At 57.5% G+C, this 17,712-nt stretch carries 22 protein-coding genes and 1 pseudogene; 1 reads left to right on the top strand and 22 read right to left on the bottom strand.

Annotation, left to right across the window (positions count from 1 at the left end; all coding sequences use genetic code 11):
- Window positions 1-2: 2 nt before the first annotated feature.
- The 9 genes from K5Y33_RS22860 to mobA form a co-directional block, all read right to left on the bottom strand.
- Window positions 3-1,634: a PilN family type IVB pilus formation outer membrane protein gene (locus K5Y33_RS22860; RefSeq protein ID WP_222235181.1), complete on the bottom strand. Its 1,632-nt coding sequence runs from the start codon at window positions 1,632-1,634 to the stop codon at window positions 3-5.
- A 26-nt stretch (window positions 1,635-1,660) separates the two neighbouring features.
- Complete coding sequence (gene pilM / locus K5Y33_RS22855) at window positions 1,661-2,098, bottom strand: type IV pilus biogenesis protein PilM (protein ID WP_222235180.1); 438 nt, start codon at window positions 2,096-2,098, stop codon at window positions 1,661-1,663.
- Window positions 2,098-3,153 (bottom strand): TcpQ domain-containing protein, encoded by a 1,056-nt coding sequence (locus K5Y33_RS22850; RefSeq protein ID WP_222235179.1) that lies wholly within the window; start codon window positions 3,151-3,153, stop codon window positions 2,098-2,100. The genes pilM and K5Y33_RS22850 overlap by 1 nt, the downstream gene beginning before the upstream one ends.
- 327 nt (window positions 3,154-3,480) lie before the next feature.
- Window positions 3,481-4,089: a hypothetical protein gene (locus tag K5Y33_RS22845; RefSeq protein WP_222235178.1), complete on the bottom strand. Its 609-nt coding sequence runs from the start codon at window positions 4,087-4,089 to the stop codon at window positions 3,481-3,483.
- A gap of 118 nt (window positions 4,090-4,207) precedes the next feature.
- Window positions 4,208-4,630: an HNH endonuclease gene (locus tag K5Y33_RS22840; RefSeq protein WP_222235177.1), complete on the bottom strand. Its 423-nt coding sequence runs from the start codon at window positions 4,628-4,630 to the stop codon at window positions 4,208-4,210.
- Between the two features lie 576 nt (window positions 4,631-5,206).
- Window positions 5,207-5,422, bottom strand: coding sequence for a TraY domain-containing protein (locus K5Y33_RS22835; protein WP_222235176.1), 216 nt, complete (start codon window positions 5,420-5,422; stop codon window positions 5,207-5,209).
- Window positions 5,423-5,609: 187 nt separating this feature from the next.
- Complete coding sequence (locus tag K5Y33_RS22830; protein WP_222235175.1) at window positions 5,610-5,888, bottom strand: TraJ protein; 279 nt, start codon at window positions 5,886-5,888, stop codon at window positions 5,610-5,612.
- 110 nt (window positions 5,889-5,998) lie between these two features.
- Window positions 5,999-7,963 carry a TraI/MobA(P) family conjugative relaxase gene (gene traI / locus K5Y33_RS22825; protein WP_222235174.1) on the bottom strand — a complete coding sequence of 655 codons (1,965 nt, stop codon included), beginning with the start codon at window positions 7,961-7,963 and terminating at the stop codon, window positions 5,999-6,001.
- The gene (mobA, locus tag K5Y33_RS22820) at window positions 7,963-8,304 is read right to left on the bottom strand and encodes a plasmid mobilization protein MobA (RefSeq protein ID WP_222235173.1); all 342 of its coding nucleotides are present in this window, start codon (window positions 8,302-8,304) and stop codon (window positions 7,963-7,965) included. Before mobA ends, traI begins: the two co-directional genes overlap by 1 nt.
- A 243-nt stretch (window positions 8,305-8,547) precedes the next feature.
- On the opposite strand from mobA, the gene K5Y33_RS22815 reads away from it, so the two are divergent.
- Window positions 8,548-8,877 (top strand): hypothetical protein, encoded by a 330-nt coding sequence (locus tag K5Y33_RS22815; RefSeq protein ID WP_222235172.1) that lies wholly within the window; start codon window positions 8,548-8,550, stop codon window positions 8,875-8,877.
- 41 nt (window positions 8,878-8,918) lie between these two features.
- Here the strand turns inward: K5Y33_RS22815 and K5Y33_RS22810 are convergent, their stop codons facing one another.
- From K5Y33_RS22810 to K5Y33_RS22750, 13 genes and pseudogenes are all read right to left on the bottom strand, one after another.
- Window positions 8,919-9,740, bottom strand: coding sequence for a DUF932 domain-containing protein (locus tag K5Y33_RS22810; protein WP_222235268.1), 822 nt, complete (start codon window positions 9,738-9,740; stop codon window positions 8,919-8,921).
- Between the two features lie 63 nt (window positions 9,741-9,803).
- Window positions 9,804-10,052, bottom strand: coding sequence for a hypothetical protein (locus tag K5Y33_RS22805; RefSeq protein ID WP_222235171.1), 249 nt, complete (start codon window positions 10,050-10,052; stop codon window positions 9,804-9,806).
- 98 nt (window positions 10,053-10,150) lie between these two features.
- A complete protein-coding gene (locus K5Y33_RS22800; protein WP_222235170.1) occupies window positions 10,151-10,411 on the bottom strand; it encodes a hypothetical protein in 261 nt (86 codons plus the stop codon).
- 701 nt (window positions 10,412-11,112) lie between these two features.
- Window positions 11,113-11,304, bottom strand: coding sequence for a hypothetical protein (locus tag K5Y33_RS22795; RefSeq protein ID WP_222235169.1), 192 nt, complete (start codon window positions 11,302-11,304; stop codon window positions 11,113-11,115).
- Window positions 11,305-11,308: 4 nt separating this feature from the next.
- A complete protein-coding gene (locus K5Y33_RS22790) occupies window positions 11,309-11,635 on the bottom strand; it encodes a hypothetical protein (protein ID WP_222235168.1) in 327 nt (108 codons plus the stop codon).
- 91 nt (window positions 11,636-11,726) lie between these two features.
- Window positions 11,727-12,299: a hypothetical protein gene (locus K5Y33_RS22785; RefSeq protein WP_222235167.1), complete on the bottom strand. Its 573-nt coding sequence runs from the start codon at window positions 12,297-12,299 to the stop codon at window positions 11,727-11,729.
- A complete protein-coding gene (locus K5Y33_RS22780) occupies window positions 12,296-12,445 on the bottom strand; it encodes a succinate dehydrogenase flavoprotein subunit (protein ID WP_222235166.1) in 150 nt (49 codons plus the stop codon). The genes K5Y33_RS22785 and K5Y33_RS22780 overlap by 4 nt, the downstream gene beginning before the upstream one ends.
- 387 nt (window positions 12,446-12,832) lie before the next feature.
- A pseudogene (locus tag K5Y33_RS23760) lies at window positions 12,833-13,087 on the bottom strand (DUF905 family protein); the annotation flags it as partial.
- A 745-nt stretch (window positions 13,088-13,832) separates the two neighbouring features.
- Window positions 13,833-14,147, bottom strand: coding sequence for a DNA-binding transcriptional regulator (locus tag K5Y33_RS22770; protein ID WP_222235164.1), 315 nt, complete (start codon window positions 14,145-14,147; stop codon window positions 13,833-13,835).
- Window positions 14,140-14,484, bottom strand: a complete 345-nt coding sequence (locus K5Y33_RS22765) for a toxin (protein WP_222235163.1) — start codon at window positions 14,482-14,484, stop codon at window positions 14,140-14,142. The genes K5Y33_RS22770 and K5Y33_RS22765 overlap by 8 nt, the downstream gene beginning before the upstream one ends.
- Before the next feature lie 53 nt (window positions 14,485-14,537).
- Window positions 14,538-15,290: a plasmid SOS inhibition protein A gene (locus tag K5Y33_RS22760; protein WP_222235162.1), complete on the bottom strand. Its 753-nt coding sequence runs from the start codon at window positions 15,288-15,290 to the stop codon at window positions 14,538-14,540.
- Window positions 15,287-15,733, bottom strand: a complete 447-nt coding sequence (locus tag K5Y33_RS22755) for a conjugation system SOS inhibitor PsiB family protein (RefSeq protein WP_222235161.1) — start codon at window positions 15,731-15,733, stop codon at window positions 15,287-15,289. Before K5Y33_RS22755 ends, K5Y33_RS22760 begins: the two co-directional genes overlap by 4 nt.
- A 92-nt stretch (window positions 15,734-15,825) precedes the next feature.
- Entirely contained in the window at window positions 15,826-17,505 is a 1,680-nt protein-coding gene (locus K5Y33_RS22750; RefSeq protein WP_222235160.1) for a DUF4942 domain-containing protein, read from the bottom strand.
- Window positions 17,506-17,712: the final 207 nt, after the last annotated feature.

Raw genomic sequence — 17,712 nt, 5'->3', positions numbered from 1 at the left:
CCTTATCCCAGCACGACGGGCGTTACGAGGATGATGAACATGCGGCGGCTGTCGTCACCGCGCGCCCCGCCGCCCAGACCAAAGAAGCTGTAGCTCCCTGTGCCCTGCCGGTTAGCCGAATCGCTGAGCTGCTCATAGCCGCTCAGCACCAGCGTCTGGCCGGACTGCATGATCACGCGCTGTGTCGTGGTTTTCAGATTGGTTTTGGCCAGCTGCGCGTTCTGCCCGCCGGAGGTGAAGTCCTTGAACGTCGGGTCGTCAGACATGCTGATAGAAAACTCCAGCTGCATCTTCGGCGAGTTCGGCATCAGGAAGGGCAGCGCGGTCATGTTAAAGCCGGTGGTGATGGTCGCCGTGGTGATTGAGGTGCTGGTCCCGACGTTTGGCGTCTGGCTGGTGCTGATGCTCGGCACATAGTCCTGCTGCAGCGCGTTCTGAATAGGGACGGCAGAAAGGTTCGTTGTCAGCGCCGAGGCTGTGGTCAGCACGCTGAGTTTCGCCTGCTCGTCCAGCGCCTTCAGAAACGTCTGCGTCCCCTCACCTTTGCCGTCCAGAATGGCCACTCCGCCGCTTAACGCGTCAGAAGCGGCACCTGTGAACGGGCTCGTCAGCGACAGGCCGACGCTGCCGGTGTTGAGAACCGCGTTCCAGTCGATGCCCAGCTGGTTCTGATGGCGGTTCTCCACGCTGAACACCTTTACCGAAATCATCACCTGGCGGTTAAGCTCGCGGTTACGGTCGTCAATGTAGCGGCCGATGGCGTCGAGCACGCGAGGCGTATCGGTAACCGTCAGCACGCCGGCGGAGAGGTTAAGGCGCCCTGAGCCCGGCGTCAGCATTGATTTCACCGTGGTTTCCACGTCCTTAAAGATGTTGGACTTAATGGTCGCCGTCGTGGTCTGGCTGGTGCTGTTGTCGCCCTTATTACCACCGCTGCTGTTACCGCTTGTGCCGGCAGAAGACGTGGTACCGCTGACGGTCTTTGATTCAAAGCTCGCGTCACTGTCCATAAAGTTAATGGCGAAGTTGCGCGTATCGAGCCAGAAGATGGCGATGTGCCCGTACTCGTAGCGCCACGACAGGCCAAGCCGCGTGGTCACGTTGTCCAGCAGCCCGCTGAGCGATCCGTTCCAGCTGACGCCGCGCAGTCCGCCGTCGCCCTGCTGCACCGTGACCGGCTGACTGCTGGTCTGGCCCATAGCGGCCAGCGGCACCATGCCGCTGGCATCGGGAGCCGGCAATGGGCCGGGCATTTTTTCTGTCCGGCCACCACCACCGCTGCCGGCCATGGCCGCCTGCGCGTCCGGAGTCACGACCACCGGGATGCGGCACTGATCGGTAATAAAAGCGCTGACGTAGGCGAGCGTAACGCTGCCGGGACGATTAATTTTGACCGCGCAGGGCGGCAGCTCGGGACGCTGCCCGGCGAGCCCGTTCAGGGGGATCGGGTTAATCCACTGAGACGTCAGGTCGCGCACGACCTGTCCGCTTTCAAGCGCGCGCTTGTGTGCATCGGCCTGCGCCTCCGTGGCAGCGGCCCGCTTTTCGGTGGCGTCCACGCGGTCAAGCGTGCTGCAGCCGCTGGCCAGCAGGCAGAGCGCCGCCGCCGCGGTCAGCCGGTGAGGTATTTTCATTGCTGTGTCCTGTAAGAAAGGGAAAGTCAGTTAACCCACACCACGCTGCCGTCGGGGATGACGGCGGGGACGGTGAGCTGCATGTCGGCGCCGGAATAGTCGACCAGGCGGCGCGATACCACCCGTCCGGCCAGCGCAGAGTAACGGGTCTGCGTCAGCAGCGCCGCCATCAGCCCGGGCTGAGCCGCGCGCCACACGTAGGTCCTGCCGCTGGCGATGACGTTGCTGAGGCCGGCGACACTTTTCCAGCCGGTAAGCTGCGCGTCGCTGACGCTGAGGTTATTCGCTGTGGGGTTCAGGTAGCGCCAGTCGTTGATGCGGTTCATGTAGCGCACCATCTGCGTGGCCTGCAGGCTCTGCGTCTGGTCCTGCAGCTGCCCCGCCTCCTGCACGGCCCGCTGGTCGGGGGAGAGCCCGCCCAGCAGCAGTCCCGCAAAGAGAACCAGCAGCCAGTACATGATCATTACTGCACCTCCTTATCGTCCACCGACACCACGCACTGTGCGGCACGCACGCCCGCGTAGAGCGGCACCTTCGCGGTCCCGTAGAGGGTGAAGAGCCGGTTCAGCATCTCGCGGAAGCTACCGTCAAAGTGGAGCGGTGCGTCTACCCGGTAGTTGGTTGGCGTCAGCCAGGCCACGGTCCAGTTCTTAATGCCCGGCACGGTACACGTCTCCGCGGCGGCCTGGCTGTAAAGCCAGTCCTTCACGGTGCTGCCCGTCTCAATGCGCCAGTGGCGAACCTGAACCACTGGCGGCGGTATCACCGGCAGAACGGGCGCGCGGGTTGTTGCCGGTGAAACCGGCACGCTTGCCGCCCCGGCAGCTTTTGATGTGGCATCGCCGTGGAACGGGTTACGTCCGGTGGTCGGCAGCGGAACAGCTTTCACCGCCCCGGCCGGAGCCGGTCTGACGGGCACGGCGGCAGCAATCGGGGGCGATATTGGTTTGTCTGCGCTGCGTGCCGTCTGCGCGCGCTGCGCGGGCTCTACGGTGACGGTGCCGGTTTTCGCATTAACGGTCGCCTTCATCCCGCGCCCGGCCAGCAGCTTGTCCACGACGAACGGCCAGCGATCGTTGCCCGTCCACTGCCACAGCTCGGGCGCGTCGGCGGAAACGGCTTTGTCGAACACCACTGCGTGTCCGGGCGGGATAATTTTGCGCAGGGCTGCACGAAGCGTTGGCGCCGCGCCCCCCTGACGCACGAAGCCGTCGGAAGGCCCGGCGCCCGCCGTGGACGGTGGCGCTGTGGTGCCTCTGAAGGCAGGGGACCCGCCCGCCGCGACAGCAGGTTTCGACAGCAGCGGCGCGGGAGCTTTCGTGCCTGACGGTGAAGCCGGGCGCTGCGCGGAAGGCGTGCTCTGGTGAAGCCGGTACTGCATGGCGCTGATGTCGGCCGCGCTGCGCGAGAGGATGCCGTCAACCACGCTGCCCGAGGGCGGCCCGGTGATGACCGCCTGCTGCGCGCAGCCAGTGAGAAACAGGACCGGTATCAGCCCTGCCCGTTCGGTAAATGACATAGAGAGAACTCCGGATAACTCAGGGCTGCACCGTCTCTGCGGCGGCCGGAGCCGGACCGGCAAAAACCGTGCGGGAAGGCAGGCGAAACCTGCCGGTCAGAAGGGGTGTTGCGGCGCCGGGTGCCTCCCGGTGCTCTGGCCAGACTGACAGACGCCAGAGCGGCATGACTTAGACTTGTAGCATCGCATTAATGAGTTATAAGACGATGTCAGTCTGACCGCGTGCGCTGGCCGCAGGTCCGCCACAACGAAAAACGCACTGACCGGTCAGGGTGAGTGCGCTTTGCGTTGCAGGGAAAGAAATGGCCCGGACACGCCGGGCAGACGTCAGGCGGAGAACGTTGCGCCAATAAGCCACACAAGCCAGCCGTCAGGTACGGCGTGCACCGACACAACGGTATCGCCGTCTCTGAGCAGAACCCGCCCGTTAACCCGCGATTTGTCCCCGGGAGTGCGACTTCCGGGAGAGGACGCGCTGTCTGACAGGCAGAAGTTCACCACGCGTGACGGGAGTTTTCGTGTCTGAGGACCCGCCGTCAGCACGGCTGAGTAAGCACCTGAGGCGTTGTCAACGCTCAATGGCAGGCTGTCTCCGGACGCAGTAACTCCCCTGAGATTCGCGACAAAGACGGCAAGCTTGTCATGCTCCAGACGCTGCCGGATGGCATCTGCTGCTGAAGAGGTGATGACTTCAGTGTTATCAGAACTCAGCGACTCGGTAGTACTGTAGCGGACAGGCTGCAGAATGTCCTTTAGCCCGCGATCACCCGCGCTGACGTGCCAGACGCTGACGCTGAATGCACTGCAGTTCTGACATTCGCCAGCGGGATAAGCCTGCGGCGCCACGTTTTTTTCGTGGGGAAGGCAGGATGTCATGACAAGCGGAGAAACGAGCGCCAGCGCCAGACCGACGCAACGGAGAAGTGTCTTATTCATGATTTTATTCCTTCAAAGGCCGCCCTTTTGTGAGAAGGGCCCGGCTGCGAAACGGGCGGTGCTGGCCGGCAGGTACGAAGCGCTCGCCGTAAGGATGCGCGCAGGAACACAGAGCGTTTCATAAATTATTTCCGGCGCCTTCATTTAGCTTGAGATGCCGGTCTCTCAGAGAGCTGCTACCTGTTTCATCCTGAGCTATATCAGACTTCTGTGGGCGAATGCCGTCACAGCGCTGATACCAGAATTCAACCCGTTCAGCCCGCGGGCTCACCAGTCCGAAGCGCACCGCCGTACGGAAATTCACGCTGTGGCGCAGCGCTCTGTCGACCTGCTCTGCGAGCAGCGCCCTGAACTCCTCAGGAGTGGAATTTCCTTTAATCGTCCGGCAGGTAGTGCAGACGGGAACAATCCCCCCCTCAACGAACTCTTTGCTGATAGCTTCAGCGTGCCAGCCCTGTGCGGGCAACACCTCACCACAGTAAGCGCAGCAGCCGTTAAACTGCCGCCGTAGCGCTTCGCGTTTTGATTTGGAAAGATGCATGATTTCACCCCATGAAATGCGCCCGCGTCCCCGGGCATCCGTTTAAATGAAACGATTAAAAGACTATCCGGGCAGACCCACTCGCGAGAGTGGGCCGGCACAGAATGCTCTGTGTCACTGTGCGTTTTGCGAATTGAAACCGTCAGGGATGCCCGTTCACGACCGCACGAAAGTGCAGGGCTAATCTTCTCCAGATACAGGCTGTGTCCGGCGGATCGCGCCGGGGCCTGATGCAGTAAATGCACCGGTCGAACTGGATACATCGAATTTGTACGTAGGGGTATAACGGTTACGCTCCACAATTCCGACTTTGCGCGGTGCCCGCCTATATAGCCGCACAGTCGTTTCTCTGCGGCTTTACTGTTCTCCCGACGTAGTGCAGGCCATGACGTAGCCTCCGGACATCTTCCGCGCATCGGTAAAGGATGCCGGCAAGAGAGGACCATGAGGTCGGGAATATAAAAACGGGCACGTTGTTAAAGAGCAGAAGAGTTTTCAGGCAAAACGATGCCCTGCGCAGGCGCGCATAATTTAATAAAAAAGAAGGCCAGCAATTACTCGTGCTGGCTGAAGAAATTATTTAATAGCTTTTTCGCTGTCTTCAGCGGTAAACCGGCGCCCTGGTGTGGCGAGGTCAGTAAACGATTTAAGATGGTCCTCAAGGCGCACAAGCGCCTCTTTAGTATTACTGCGACCAGAACGGTCTGCGGCCTGGCTCAACATAGCGGTCATCTCGGGTGAGAGGCGCAGCAGGACTTGCATTCCTTTTTCTTTATTGATGTGAGCAGGCATCTGTATTCTTCCGTAACCGAGTGTAGGGATCGTGTTAGCAATGTGCGCATTAAATAAGATTGGTCCTAAAAAGAAAACACCCCCTAAAAAGGGGGTTGTCAGTTATCTTATTGATAATAAATAAAAAGCAGCTTAAAAAAGCTGCTTTGACACTAAAAAATCTTTTAATAGTTTAATGCTTATAAAGTTAAGGCAAATTATTGCCATACATAAAGCTTGAAATACTCATCATCACCCGTAATACCACGACACCCCGAAGTAATTTCATGTTACTTGCTCTGAGACGTTTTTGAGCAGCAACCAATGAGTCTTTAACTGTATCAACTGTGACATGACGATACTCTGCTATTTCCTCAGCTGACCAGGATGAAAACACGAGCATACATACATGTGCTGACTGTATTTCGGTCAATTCAGGAAAGAACTTGTTTAGATGAGAAAAATGACTAAGATCCTCGGCAGCCATAGCAGCCTCCTAGACAGGTTGTTAAGGTTAGCTGGTTGTACAGGCTCCTAACCCTGTGCAATCAGCGACTAAATACTTCCGTTTGGCTTATGTCTCTCTTTTTAAACTCCTCATGGTCGTGGTAAATCTCTGTTAACAGGACGAAAATCTTGCTCGTCCCTGTTTTGAGGCTCTGCCTGCTTCAGTTCTGACTGTACATTCTGTCCCCGCAAGCTTTCTTCAGTAGCGCGTACGTTGGCCATCAGTTTCGGATCGCTGACTTTAAACTCGTGCCCGTCACGCTTAGTAATGTTCCGGACTACGCCAGAATACAGCACGCGGTTCACTGCTTTATCCTCTCCTGTCAGCGTCGTATTATCACCGCTGTGCCACGCAGTAATCTCTGCAGCAAGGTCATTGTTAAAACGGTCAGACTTGGTGTCAGCCGCAGCGTAAACCTCAACCCTGTCACCAAAATCGGTAACTGCGGGCTTACCGTCGCGCAGGTAGCTGACCGTTCCGTCACGCAGCAGACGCGTTTCGTGCTCGCTTGATTTAAATGTTGGAACGTTGTCACCCGGGCCATAATGAATGACGGCGTTAGGTTCAGGCCACCCACTGTTCTGCTTGCGGGCGGCGCGCTTCTCACGATAAGCCCAGCCACGCATCTGGCCGAGTGCTGCAGCATCCCCTTTCACCGCTTCTCGCTCAACCCATGACTTCCAGCTCAGTGGACGGCCTTCTCCTGTTTCTTTGAGAGTCTGACGCTCCTCACGCAGTTGCAGGCGCAGTTCGGCCATCGCCTTCATCTTTTCGAATTCGGCAACGCGGTACATAAGCTTGCGCATCAGTGGATCCCTGACACTATCGCGGACGTGTGCTTTAGCAACCACGCAGTGTGAAGCAATCTGGCGGAAGCGCTCACCCGCACGCAGATCAGGTTTCTCCCAGCTGGTACGATATGCATCATAGCGGGCACGCAGAATATCGCGTGCAACGGCGCGAGCTTCACGACGTTCTCGGCGTGCTTCCTGATCGCGCACGTGTAGCTGCGGCATGTAACAGGTTTGCATATGAAGCATGCCGTCTTCGGGCCTGTCGGGATTGTATACCGGCGGTGCGGGCTGATATTCGCCACAATGTGTGACCATAGTGGTAAGGCTGATGTCCGGATGTACGTCTGAAGCTTTAACGCTGACGCCTTCCGGATTCAGCAAATCGTAAACGGCAAGCCCGCCGTTCTGCTCACGCACTCCCAGCCCGCGGGTGTAGAGAACATTGTGGAGGCGATCCCAGCTGAGTTTATCCTGCGCAATCACGTCAGATAACACCTGCCGCGTTTCGCGTACCGCATAGCCATGAAGACTTTCTTTATCGGAAAAAATCTCGCGCTTAGCAGCACCACGAGGAGCAGAAGGCATGTCGCGGCGGGTACGGTGAAGATCACCGTACTGATCCATATGCCAGCTGCCGTTATCCACGTTAAAACCAAACTCACGCTCCAGCACGCGGCAGCACTTCTGCAGCGTGTCCGCATCGTTCCACATGTTTTGTGCAGCATAGGTCCGCGGATGAACGCGGTTAGCCGACACGTGGCAGTGTACGTTGTCAGTGTCGCGGTGAATGGCAGCCACGTACTGATGTTCTTCCATACCGAGCTGTTTCAGGCTGTAGCGAACGGAACGGAAAATCGCGTCCGGTGACGGGTCTTCTTCGCCCTGCCAGGAAAGAATGAAATGATAGACCGCATCCTTACAGTGGCGGTTTTGTGAAGCGACCAGGTTCATTTCAGTTGCGGCGGATTCCAGTGACCAGCAGTTGGTTTCACACAGCACTTCACCCGAGAGCACGCGCTGAATGCCCTCGGGTGAAATGCTGACAATTTCGCTTGCGGGTGCTGCACGCTTACGTCCGACGTAGTCAACCAGCTGACCAAATCCGGGCGTAGAAATGTAGTCTGCTCCCGGAGCCTGCTCTGCTGAATCAGGTGATACAACCTCAGTACTTTTCTTTTCCTCGCGCGTGCTCACGTAGTTAACCAGCTTCTTAAAGCTGGTCTTCTTATCGCGGCGCTTTGGCGGGATGATCACGTTCATTAGTCTTTCATGTCCTCAACCGGAACCGGCGTCATATCCAGTGCGTTGATGGCGTGCTTAATGCTCGTCAGAACTTCCGAGAACTGGTGGCTTAGCTCGGTTGTCATGTTCGTCTGCATCTGGGTATACAGGTGTTTCTGCAGGCCGCCCAGACGGAGCAGCTCGTTCATCATGCGAATGTCGGTTCGCACGGTAATGCGTCGGTTTAGTGCCGTACGGCGCAGGTACTCAGATGTCGTCAGGCCAGCGGCCAGGGCCTTCTTATTGATGGCCTCAAACTCTGCATCGGTACAGCGGCACTTAACCAGTTTTTCTCTCTGACGCTTTTCGCTTTTCGACATAACTCAACCTTGGCACATTACCCGGGTCTCGGGGCGGAGCCCTGAGCAGGTCGTTTTGGGAATCACTGCCAGCGTGCTGGCGGTGGTCACAAAACATTTCCTGTCCCGTCTTTTAATCAACTGTTCGTATTTTGCCACTTAGCTGGTCAGAAGTAAACCGGCGTCATGTAGGGTGAGGTACTGGAAATTCCCGTGAATCCGGGGCAGAATCACTGTTTTCACATGATTTCCATTGGAGTGGTTATGGCTACGCAGCAATTTTTCACACAGCAGCAGATTGAAGAGGCAAAAACCCGACTGGAAAACCTTCCGGATCTGTCGCCAACACGAATTACCAGAAACGATGCGCTGGAAAATCTTCGCTCCACCATTCTGATGCTGGCAAAAGAAAAGGGTTACACCGTTAAAGATATTAAGTCGGCGCTGGATTCTATGAAATTTGTTTTCAGTGAGCGGTCAATTTCTGAAATTCTCAAAGAAGATGAGAGCGGTAAAAAGCGTCAGGGCGGAAAGCTTCGAAGGAAAAGTGCTTCAGTAAAAAATGCAGGTGAGTCCGTTCAGCAGCTAAACTGATAACAAAAAAAAGGGAGACGTTTTGGCTCCCTTATCGTTGGTCAGGACTTTAATTCTTTCATTTTTTCAGCAAGTGACCAGAGAAAACGATTGGTTTTAATATCACCATCAATGCCGTTAATAGAGCGGGTTTTTGTAAGTCCACCTTTGGCCGTTCTACCGCGCAGACCGCCACGGATAACGTTCTCCTGAGTACGCTGATAAACAGTCCACAGGTCATCAGCGTTGTCTTCACGACGGCGAACCTGTAACAGAGAATCGGCACTGATTGGAACGTGCTGCCCGTCATAACGAAACTCCAGCGCAGTTTCTGCAAAAGCAGCCTGCTCGGCGCGGTCGAGATGGATACGCTTCATTTCATCGCGTGAATGTTCGATTTCGCCGAACCGGTTGAGAATTTCATAGGCACCCTCAATAACCTTACCAACGATGTCGCCCTTGTGCGGCACACGGATTTGCCCGAACACCTCGCCGCAAACCATACCGTTCGCACAGATATGACGGAACTGGCCGGGGATCATCTGATAGCTGCTGCTGCCATCGTGGCTGTTCAGAAGCAAAATTTCTGAAACTTCTGAACCCTTAATCTGATCGTGACGACGAAGGCGCAGAAGGTGCTTTGCGTGGTCGATGCGGTCAGTATCGCGCACGCGCTGCTGGCAGGCGTAAAACGGTTCGAAACCTTCCTGGCGTAAACGCGTAAGCAGAGCGATTGTTGGAATATAGGTGTATCGCTCGCTGCGTGATCCGTGCTTGTCTTCAGAAAAGACGCTCGGTACAACCTGCTTCAGTTCATCGTCCGTCAGCGGACGATCACGACGAATAGCACCCGCACTGCGAAAACCGGCAAACATACGTCCCATCATAATTAAATCCTCACATCAAAATTTTCAGAAGCCGCCCCGTGAATGGCGGCGGATTGTTGGTCAGGCTACGGCACGGCGTATTTCAAGAGAGCGAAGAAATTCGCCCCACTCGCTGCTGCGCATGGCAGGTACGCGAACGCTTTTACGCTTGCGCACGCAGTGCAACACGTGGCGGCTGCGCGCACGGATTTCCGGTGAAATCGCCTTCGTTTCTGGATCGCTGTGGCGATGACGCACATGCACCTTCTTAACGCCGGGCTTTACATAACCTGCAACCGATGTGATGATGCTGAGGTCGGCAGTTTTCATGATTAACTCCATTTTTTCTGTTGACGATCCGGACGGTCATTTGGTCGTGTCGTCCGGGGTGAAGGGGCGGAATTTCCGCCCTTTTTCTTTGCCGCCTGTCAGGACTCGCTGCGGATAACTGTATAACCAATATCGAACTCGTAAACGGCAACCGGCCATCGGTTGCGCAGGTAAATCTTCAGGGCTTCAGGCTCTTCAGTTGGCTCATCGATCACGTCCAGCCCTTCAAACGCATCACCGGTCAGACCCGACGGCCCCAGAAATTCACCGCATGACCAGACGTATTTGCAGACGTCCATAAACTGATTTTTTGTCAGCTCCGGTCCTGTAACTTCAGTACCTTCCAAAACGTTTTTCATCAGTCAGCCCTCATGTTTTGTGATTCGGTTCTGCAGCGCATCGCGTTATCGCAGGACGGCGGCTGAAGCCAGAAAAGACCTCATCTGACGCGGATTTTTCTTTTCCGGTCTGGCCTTTCGCGGCGAGGGCCGAGTAGCAACGACGAAGAGAGGGCATAAAGGGGCGGAGGCAAAAAGTTTTTGTGGCCCTTCCGCAAAAAGTTTTTGACGGAGTGCATTTCACCCCTTTTTGAACGAACCGGCGGTGCTACGAAAAGCCCTCCGCGTAAGGCACGACCGGAAAAACGGGAAAGACGTCAGAAGGGGGAATTGCAGCCCGCAACGCGGGATGACAACAGAGTTCCGGCGGCTTTATGCCGGAACGGTGAAAGCAGACGGCGCAGCCGTCAGCGGCCGTTGACCCTGGACATCAGCCCGAAACCGCTTGCGGCCGAAACCCGAAGGGGTTCGGTGGCGCTTAGCGGCTTGCCGCTTAGCGACGTAGGGCTCGACGACCCGGCTTGCCGGGGAGCCGAAGGGGGCCCACGCTGTTGCTGTTGCTGTTGAATTGAATTTAACGGTGATCGGCGGGCAGAACGGATGAACAGAAAAGGTAAACACACAGCATCATCACACCACAACGCAAAGGCGTGTTCAGCAGGACGAGGATGGCCGGTGCGTCAGCACCGGCTTTTCCCTGTCCCCTGGTTCGGGGTCAATGCTCAGGCGCCAGGCTCCGACTCTTTAAGCTGCCTGATAGCGTCGGCAACGGCGTTTTCAATAATGCTGCTGATCCTCAGGAGCTCATCGTCCTTCAGGCTGCGGTTGATACTGAATTCAACAGAATCTGTTACCAGCAGCGCATAGCCTTCCTGCGAGCTGAACATCGCGTCGGTAATGTCGGTCAGGGTCATCTGTTTACTCTCCCACGGATTCAGAACTGAAATGCATCCGGGCCGTTTCCAGCAGCGATTCAAACGAGGTGGCGCAGCCGTCCGGATAGCAGTGCGCGCACAGGTGCATCAGGTTTGCCAGCAGGTCAGTGATGGCTGTTTCTGCCGGTTCGCCATCGCCGTCAATACCGGTCGCGGCAGCAAAAAAGAGCAGCGTGGACGCTGCCACGCCGGTGCGGCTGGTGTTATCCGCTTCATACGGCAGCACATCGGTGTCAGCCGCTAAAATGCGCAAACCGTCGAGATCAGTCTCAGCGTCACAAGGTGCGACAGCTCGCGATGTAGAAATCATAAAATTTTTCCTGGTCATGTGTTCGGCTCTGCGGAGTCATCCGGAGCGGGTAACGAAAAGGGGCGGGGGCAATCCCCTGCCCCTTTTCGCATCAGGCGCAGATTTTGCGGTTATAGATGACTTTAAAATCGCTGCATTCAGCGCAGTCGCGCAGCGGCACCAGGCGCACCACGTTTTGCGTAACACCGTTTATGGTCAGCACGCGCTCGATACCCGCGAGCCAGTCCTCCGCTGGATTCAGCGGGAACCATAGATTGCTGTTGATGCCGCTCAGCAGCGGATCGCTGCAGACGTGAACCCCGCGACCGTATCCCGTGGTTTCGCTACATGTCACGGTGAGCTCTCCGCGCACGTCCCGGGTGACCGCGCTGCGGGCCAGCTGCGTAACGATATCGTCCCAGCTCCAGTCACTGTCATCGGGCACCGGCAGATCAAAACAGCGCAGCGACTTACTACCCGCGCGCGCCATACGCTGGGCCAGCCCCATGATAGAGGCCTCGTGGCTTGCGGCGTCCGCGCCGGTTATCCAGTTGCCATTATGAAAAAATGCCTCATCGCCGTTATCCAGGCGGATAAAGCAGTATTCGCCCAGCACGCAGGTGATGTCAGCCTGGGTGACTGTCGCCAGGAAAGCCGGGGCGCTGAGGGTAATTTCGCTGCTCATGCTTTGTTCCCCGCCAGGTTGCTAATGGTGGCCACGAACTGGCGCAGATGTGAAACCGGCCTGGCGATTACGCGCGCCAGCTGGCCATAGCGCAGTGCGTTTACAAAAGTCAGCACCTGTGCGACGATTTTCGGGTCAAAAATCATAAAACTCTCCTGAGGGTTTGGTTTTGATAAGGCAGCCAGGTGGGACTGGCCGCCGTGGAAAAAGCAGGGGCAACCCTGCTTTTTTTACGCCTGGTCGCTGTGAATATCAGAAGCGTTATCCTGCCCTAGTTCGCGCGCAAGCCACTGGCTGGCGTTCATCCAGAAAGACTCGCCGTGAGGCCCGAATAGTGACAGAGCGATGTGCCCGGCCTTTGTCCAGGCCGCGATCGAAGCTGCTGGAAGTGATGCGACCTGACCAGCCAGTGCAGTGGCTGCGACTGCTTTAGCCATATCATGCAACTCAAAACTGACAAATTCGCGCCGTTCGCTGAAGCTCAGTGCCTGCCTGTACAGCGCTGTCAGTGAAACCAGCCTTTCATCCAGCGACTTACACACACCGCTCTGCGTGATGTAGCGACGAAGCCAGTAACCCGCTTCAGATTCAAAGTTAAAAGCTCGCCAGATCAGACCGCCCGACGGTTCCCGCACAACCAGACGAAAATGAGTGCCCTGATCATCTTCAATGAAAACGTTGCTGAAGGCGGCAGCGGCGTTTACAGCTTGCTCGCGTGTAAATTCGCCGTTGCCCAGCGCCGCTACGCAGCGCAGTTCAGTGGGGGTGCCCGTCTGGGTTGAGGTCATGATGTGCTCCTTACTGGAAATTAATGATCCGGCTGACGGCCGTGCGGTACCCGAAAAGCCCTTCTCTGACGCGGTTTTCTTCTTTCCGGTCTGGCCTTTCGCGGCGAGGGCCGAGTAGCAACGACGAAGAGAGGGCATAAAGGGGCGGAGGCAAAAAGTTTTTGTGGCCCTTCCGCAAAAAGTTTTTGACGGAGTGCATTTCACCCCTTTTTGAACGAACCGGCGGTGCTACGAAAAGCCCTCTGCGAAAGACCAGAACGGAATGCAGGGAAGCGTCAGAAGGGACGTTTCAGACCGCCCTGCGGGCTGGCCTTAAAGGCCCGGCGGGGTTTGCCGGGACGGTGAAAGCGACGGCGCAGCCGGCAGCGGTCGTTGATCCTGGACATCAGCCCGAAACCGCTCGCGGCCGAAACCCGAAGGGGTTCGGTGGCGCTTAGCGGCTTGCCGCTTAGCGACGTAGGGCTCGACGACCCGGCTTGCCGGGGAGCCGAAGGGGGCCCACGCTGTTGCTGTTGCTGTTGCTGGTAATACGATTTTATCGACGGCGGGAAGAGACAGCGGATCTGTAAGCTTTTGGAGCCTATTCAGAGAAACCTATGCAGAACACACGCAGCCTGACGGGGATGGCCGGTGCGCCAGCACCGGCTCTGCCCGGCCCGGAGGGCTGGGGTTCTGTTCCTGGTGGGCGCGCTGAGGACATAAAAAAACCGCGCCGGTGAGCGCGGTTTATGCGGATGCAGCCGCGTTAAAGTTGAGCGAGCGTCTGCAGGGTTTCCGGGTTTTGCTGCACCATGCGGATCAGCAAAACGGCCTGAGCGTTAGGCTTTGCTCTGCCCTGCTCCCAGTTTTGATAGGTAGTTTCACCCGTGTGCAGGTAGTGCGCAAAAACAGCCTGGGACAGGTTCAGTTTTTCGCGCACGTCGCGCAGTTCCTGCGGCGCAATAGTGACAGGCCCGCGCTTGCCGACCTTATAGGTCTTGAGCGTGATTTTACCGTCCTGGTGATCCTGCAGCTCCTGCATGCCCGTCATCAGCTCACTGAAAATGTCACGTTCAGTCATGTCTCAGCCCCTTTTTAATCACGTTTAGCGCCTCCGCCAGAGCGTCGCGCTGCTGTTTGGTCAGATCGTCGCGTTGATCCTTATCGTAGATGGTAAACAGGATGAACTGGCCTTTTTCGTTCGTCCAGTAATAGATAACCCTGATCCCGCCTCTTGTGCCTTTGTTCCGGCGCTCGTCCCTGAACCGGACTTTACGCAGGCCACCCGTATCCGGGATCACGTCGCCCTTTTCGGGGTCGGACAGCAACATGTTCTGAAACAGCCTGAACTGATCGTCGTTCAGGTAGTCAGCCCGGTATTTCTGAAAGCTGGAAAGCTCAATAAATGTCGCGTGCATGGTTTTTCCCTGTCCCCAACTAAGGGATAGTATGTCCCCAAATTGGGGACACCTCAACAATTATCCCTGATGAAACCTGGTTCAGCTACTGCCGCCAGCTTGTTAGGAATGAGCCAGCGGTTCATCTCCTGCTGGTCAGGATTCATATGCAGGGCGCGCAGGTGTATTTCGCCCGCCACCTCACAGGCGACGTCTCCGGCGTACGGCTGCAGGGTTTCCAGCCCGTTCAGTGACGGAAAGCGCCGCGCCCACGTGGCGATCATGTTCTTCAGGTCGTTTTCCGGTACGTCGTCACACCAGACGGAAAACCAACCGCGCAGCGTTTCCGGCGTGCGGAATGCCAGTTCTGTTTCAGCCTGCCGGATTCGGTTTTCAAGCTGGCGCTCCCGGTAGTCCTCTGCCTGCCTCTCGCGCCGCCCGGCATGGCCTACGATCTTCATGGCGGCGTGTTTTGCGCGCTCCGCGCGGCGAAAAACGGCCTCCGGAAACAGGACCGTTGCCAGCTCGCCAGGCAGCGGCAGCGGGCAAACCTCGCCCGCCGTGCAGAGGAAGATATCCAGCGCACCTTCCCACTCCGGCAGCGGCGCGCGTTTTTCGCGCGGGCGCAGATAAATGCCCCGTATGCGGTTCAGTGTCTGGACGCTGACGCGGCTACTGCCGCTCAGCTGCTTCATAAACGCGGCGGCCCAGGGATGGCGGGCCAGCCGTGTCCCCCGCTGCTGCGCGTGCTCAACCGCCGCGATTGCCTGCAGCGCGGCCTGACGTTCCGGCAGCAGGGTAACCAGTGAGTGTGATTTCGGGATCATGCGGCGTGCCCTCCCATCCGCAGCGCGGCGATCAGCTCACCGGCGCCGGTGAAGCCTGCCCGCGTGTACTCTGCGATTTTTTCAAGCGTTACGCACAGCGCCGCAGGGTCAAAGCGATAGCTGACGCTGAGAGGAACACGCGACCGGGTGCGGACATCTGTCAGCAGCGCGCACCACAGCGGCGAATCTTCCGACGGGCTGACCAGCTCGACGGCAAGCCCGGACAGATCGGCACGGGTCAGCCGCAGGTGAACCGGATGTGCTCCGCCCCACTCGCCGCGCATTTCGCAGTCGGTCTGCCAGCTTTCTGGCACCTGCAGCGCGTTCATCACGGCACCGCTCATGCGCTGGCGAAACGCCTCGCCCCGGTGGAGGTAGTCTTCAAAATCGCAGCCGGTAAAGCTCTGCAGGGTGTTAAGAGTAAATTTTTCTTCTCGGGTCATGATGTTGTGCTCTGCTCGATGTGCTGTTGTCCGGCCCGCTTTGCGGGCCGGTGCGGTATCCGGCAGGGTCGCCCCTGCCAGCCGGGCCGGTTTTATTCCGGCTTGTACGCCATGAGGCGCACCACACGAACCCCGGTTCCCGCAAACATGCCCTCCATCGGCGCGGACCAGCTGCAGTCCCAGCCCGGAAGCAGGTCTTTGCGGTCGCTGCCTGCGGGCAGAATGGCCGCGAGGCGTCCGCCGTTCTTCACCAGTGCCGCCGCCGCGCTGAGGTGCGACACGGCGCGCCCTTCGCTGTACGGTGGATTCATCACCACCACGTCAAACCGCTGATCGGTCACATTTGCCCAATCCAGAAAATCGGCTTCGATCACCTGGTGGCCTTTGGCCTCCAGCACGCGGCAGTGCAGCGGCGAAATCTCCACGCAGGTCGTCTGCGCCTTCGGCATCAGGTCCGCAAGGCCGCCCATGCCCGCGCTCGGCTCCAGGCAGGTTTCACCCTCGCGGATGTCTGCCTCGTCCAGCAGCTGCGCGGCGAGTTCGCCCGTGGTCGGGTAAAACTGGTGTGTTTTCTTTTCCGGAAGCGCGCCGGAAAGCTGAATATCTTCAAGCGCCGTGGTCGGGTCGTAATCGAATTCAAACCAGGTTAAGGCGTTGAGGTTCTTTTTTACGCCGCCCAGGCTCATCAGCACTTTTTCAGCTTCCGCACGCGCGGCCTGATCCTCGTCCGAATAGCCCTTAAAGCTGCGGTTAAAGGGATTTGTCGTCACGGGTGGGAGCGGATCTTCCCGGCGGTTGCGCTGCTGTGGCTCGGTGCGCTCTGTCTGCAGGTTGCTGAGCACGCCCAGCACGGAAAACGGCAGCAAATTTGTGTGCAGCTCATAGGTTTTCGGCTTCGTGCGCGGCTTCTGGCGGTGCTCCGCCGGGATGGCCGCCGGATGCAGGTAGGCCAGAATGTCATTCAGGCGCCAGGCCATGTCCGGATGAATTTCAAGATGAATGGTGCCTTTCAGAAAGGCTTTCACGCGCAGCGCGCCGCCGTCGATCGTTACCCACTCCCCCGAACGGTCGCGCGCGATTTTCAGAATTTTATTGGTCGTATTAAGGCCGGTCGCATCACGCCCCATAAACTTCGCGATCACCTTGCGCAGGTCGTCCACGTAGCCGGTGCGCTCGTAGTTGCACATGCCCCACTGATCGAACATGCATTCGATAATCATGCGCTTGCTGAAGCCTTCCGGGCGGTTGGTCACGTGGCTGCGTGACAGGCTGCGGAAAATACCGTCAACGCGCTCGGAGAAAAATTTCTGTCGTGAGAAAAGCAGTTCGGAAAGCGTCGCGCGCACCGCGTTTTCCTCAAAATCCGGCGCTTTCTTTTCGCGGATCTGATCGTTCCACTCGTTGCGGCGGTCGTTAGGCATGTACTCGTAAACGTCCGTCAGGTTCAGCGCTTTCTGCCAGAAATCGGCATTCAGGGCCGCTACCGCGCCGGGCATGTCAAATACCACGCGAACCGGCGGCATATTCAGGCGTGAATCGCGCACGTTACCGCACAGAAAATACTCCACCGCCTCGCCGTTACCGCCTTCACGAATTGTGGCCGAAATATTCTTTAATTTTGCGTACATGTGTTCATAGCGGCCCAGCAGCCCGTCAATGACGTCAGTTTCAACGGGCGCAAAAAAGGTATCTGAAATCACTTCACCGGCGGCGGCGATCGGTGCGCGTTCTGTGGTCGCATCAGAGGTGACGTTCACGAGGGTGTTTTGCATGGCATGGCTCCTTAAATCCGGCTGAGTAGGTGCAGCTCGCGCTGCGGACCCGAAAAAGACCTTCTCTGACGCGGGTTTTATCTTTCCGGTCTGGCCTTTCGCGGCGAGGGCCGAGTAGCAACGACGAAGAGAGGGCATAAAGGGGCGGAGGCAAAAAGTTTTTGTGGCCCTTCCGCAAAAAGTTTTTGACGGAGTGCATTTCACCCC

The sequence above is a fragment of the Pantoea sp. DY-17 genome (assembly GCF_019795975.1).
In the GTDB taxonomy this organism is placed as follows: Bacteria; Pseudomonadota; Gammaproteobacteria; order Enterobacterales; family Enterobacteriaceae; genus Pantoea; species Pantoea leporis.
Note: the sequence above shows the minus strand (reverse complement) of the source record. Positions and strands in the feature narration are given on the sequence as shown.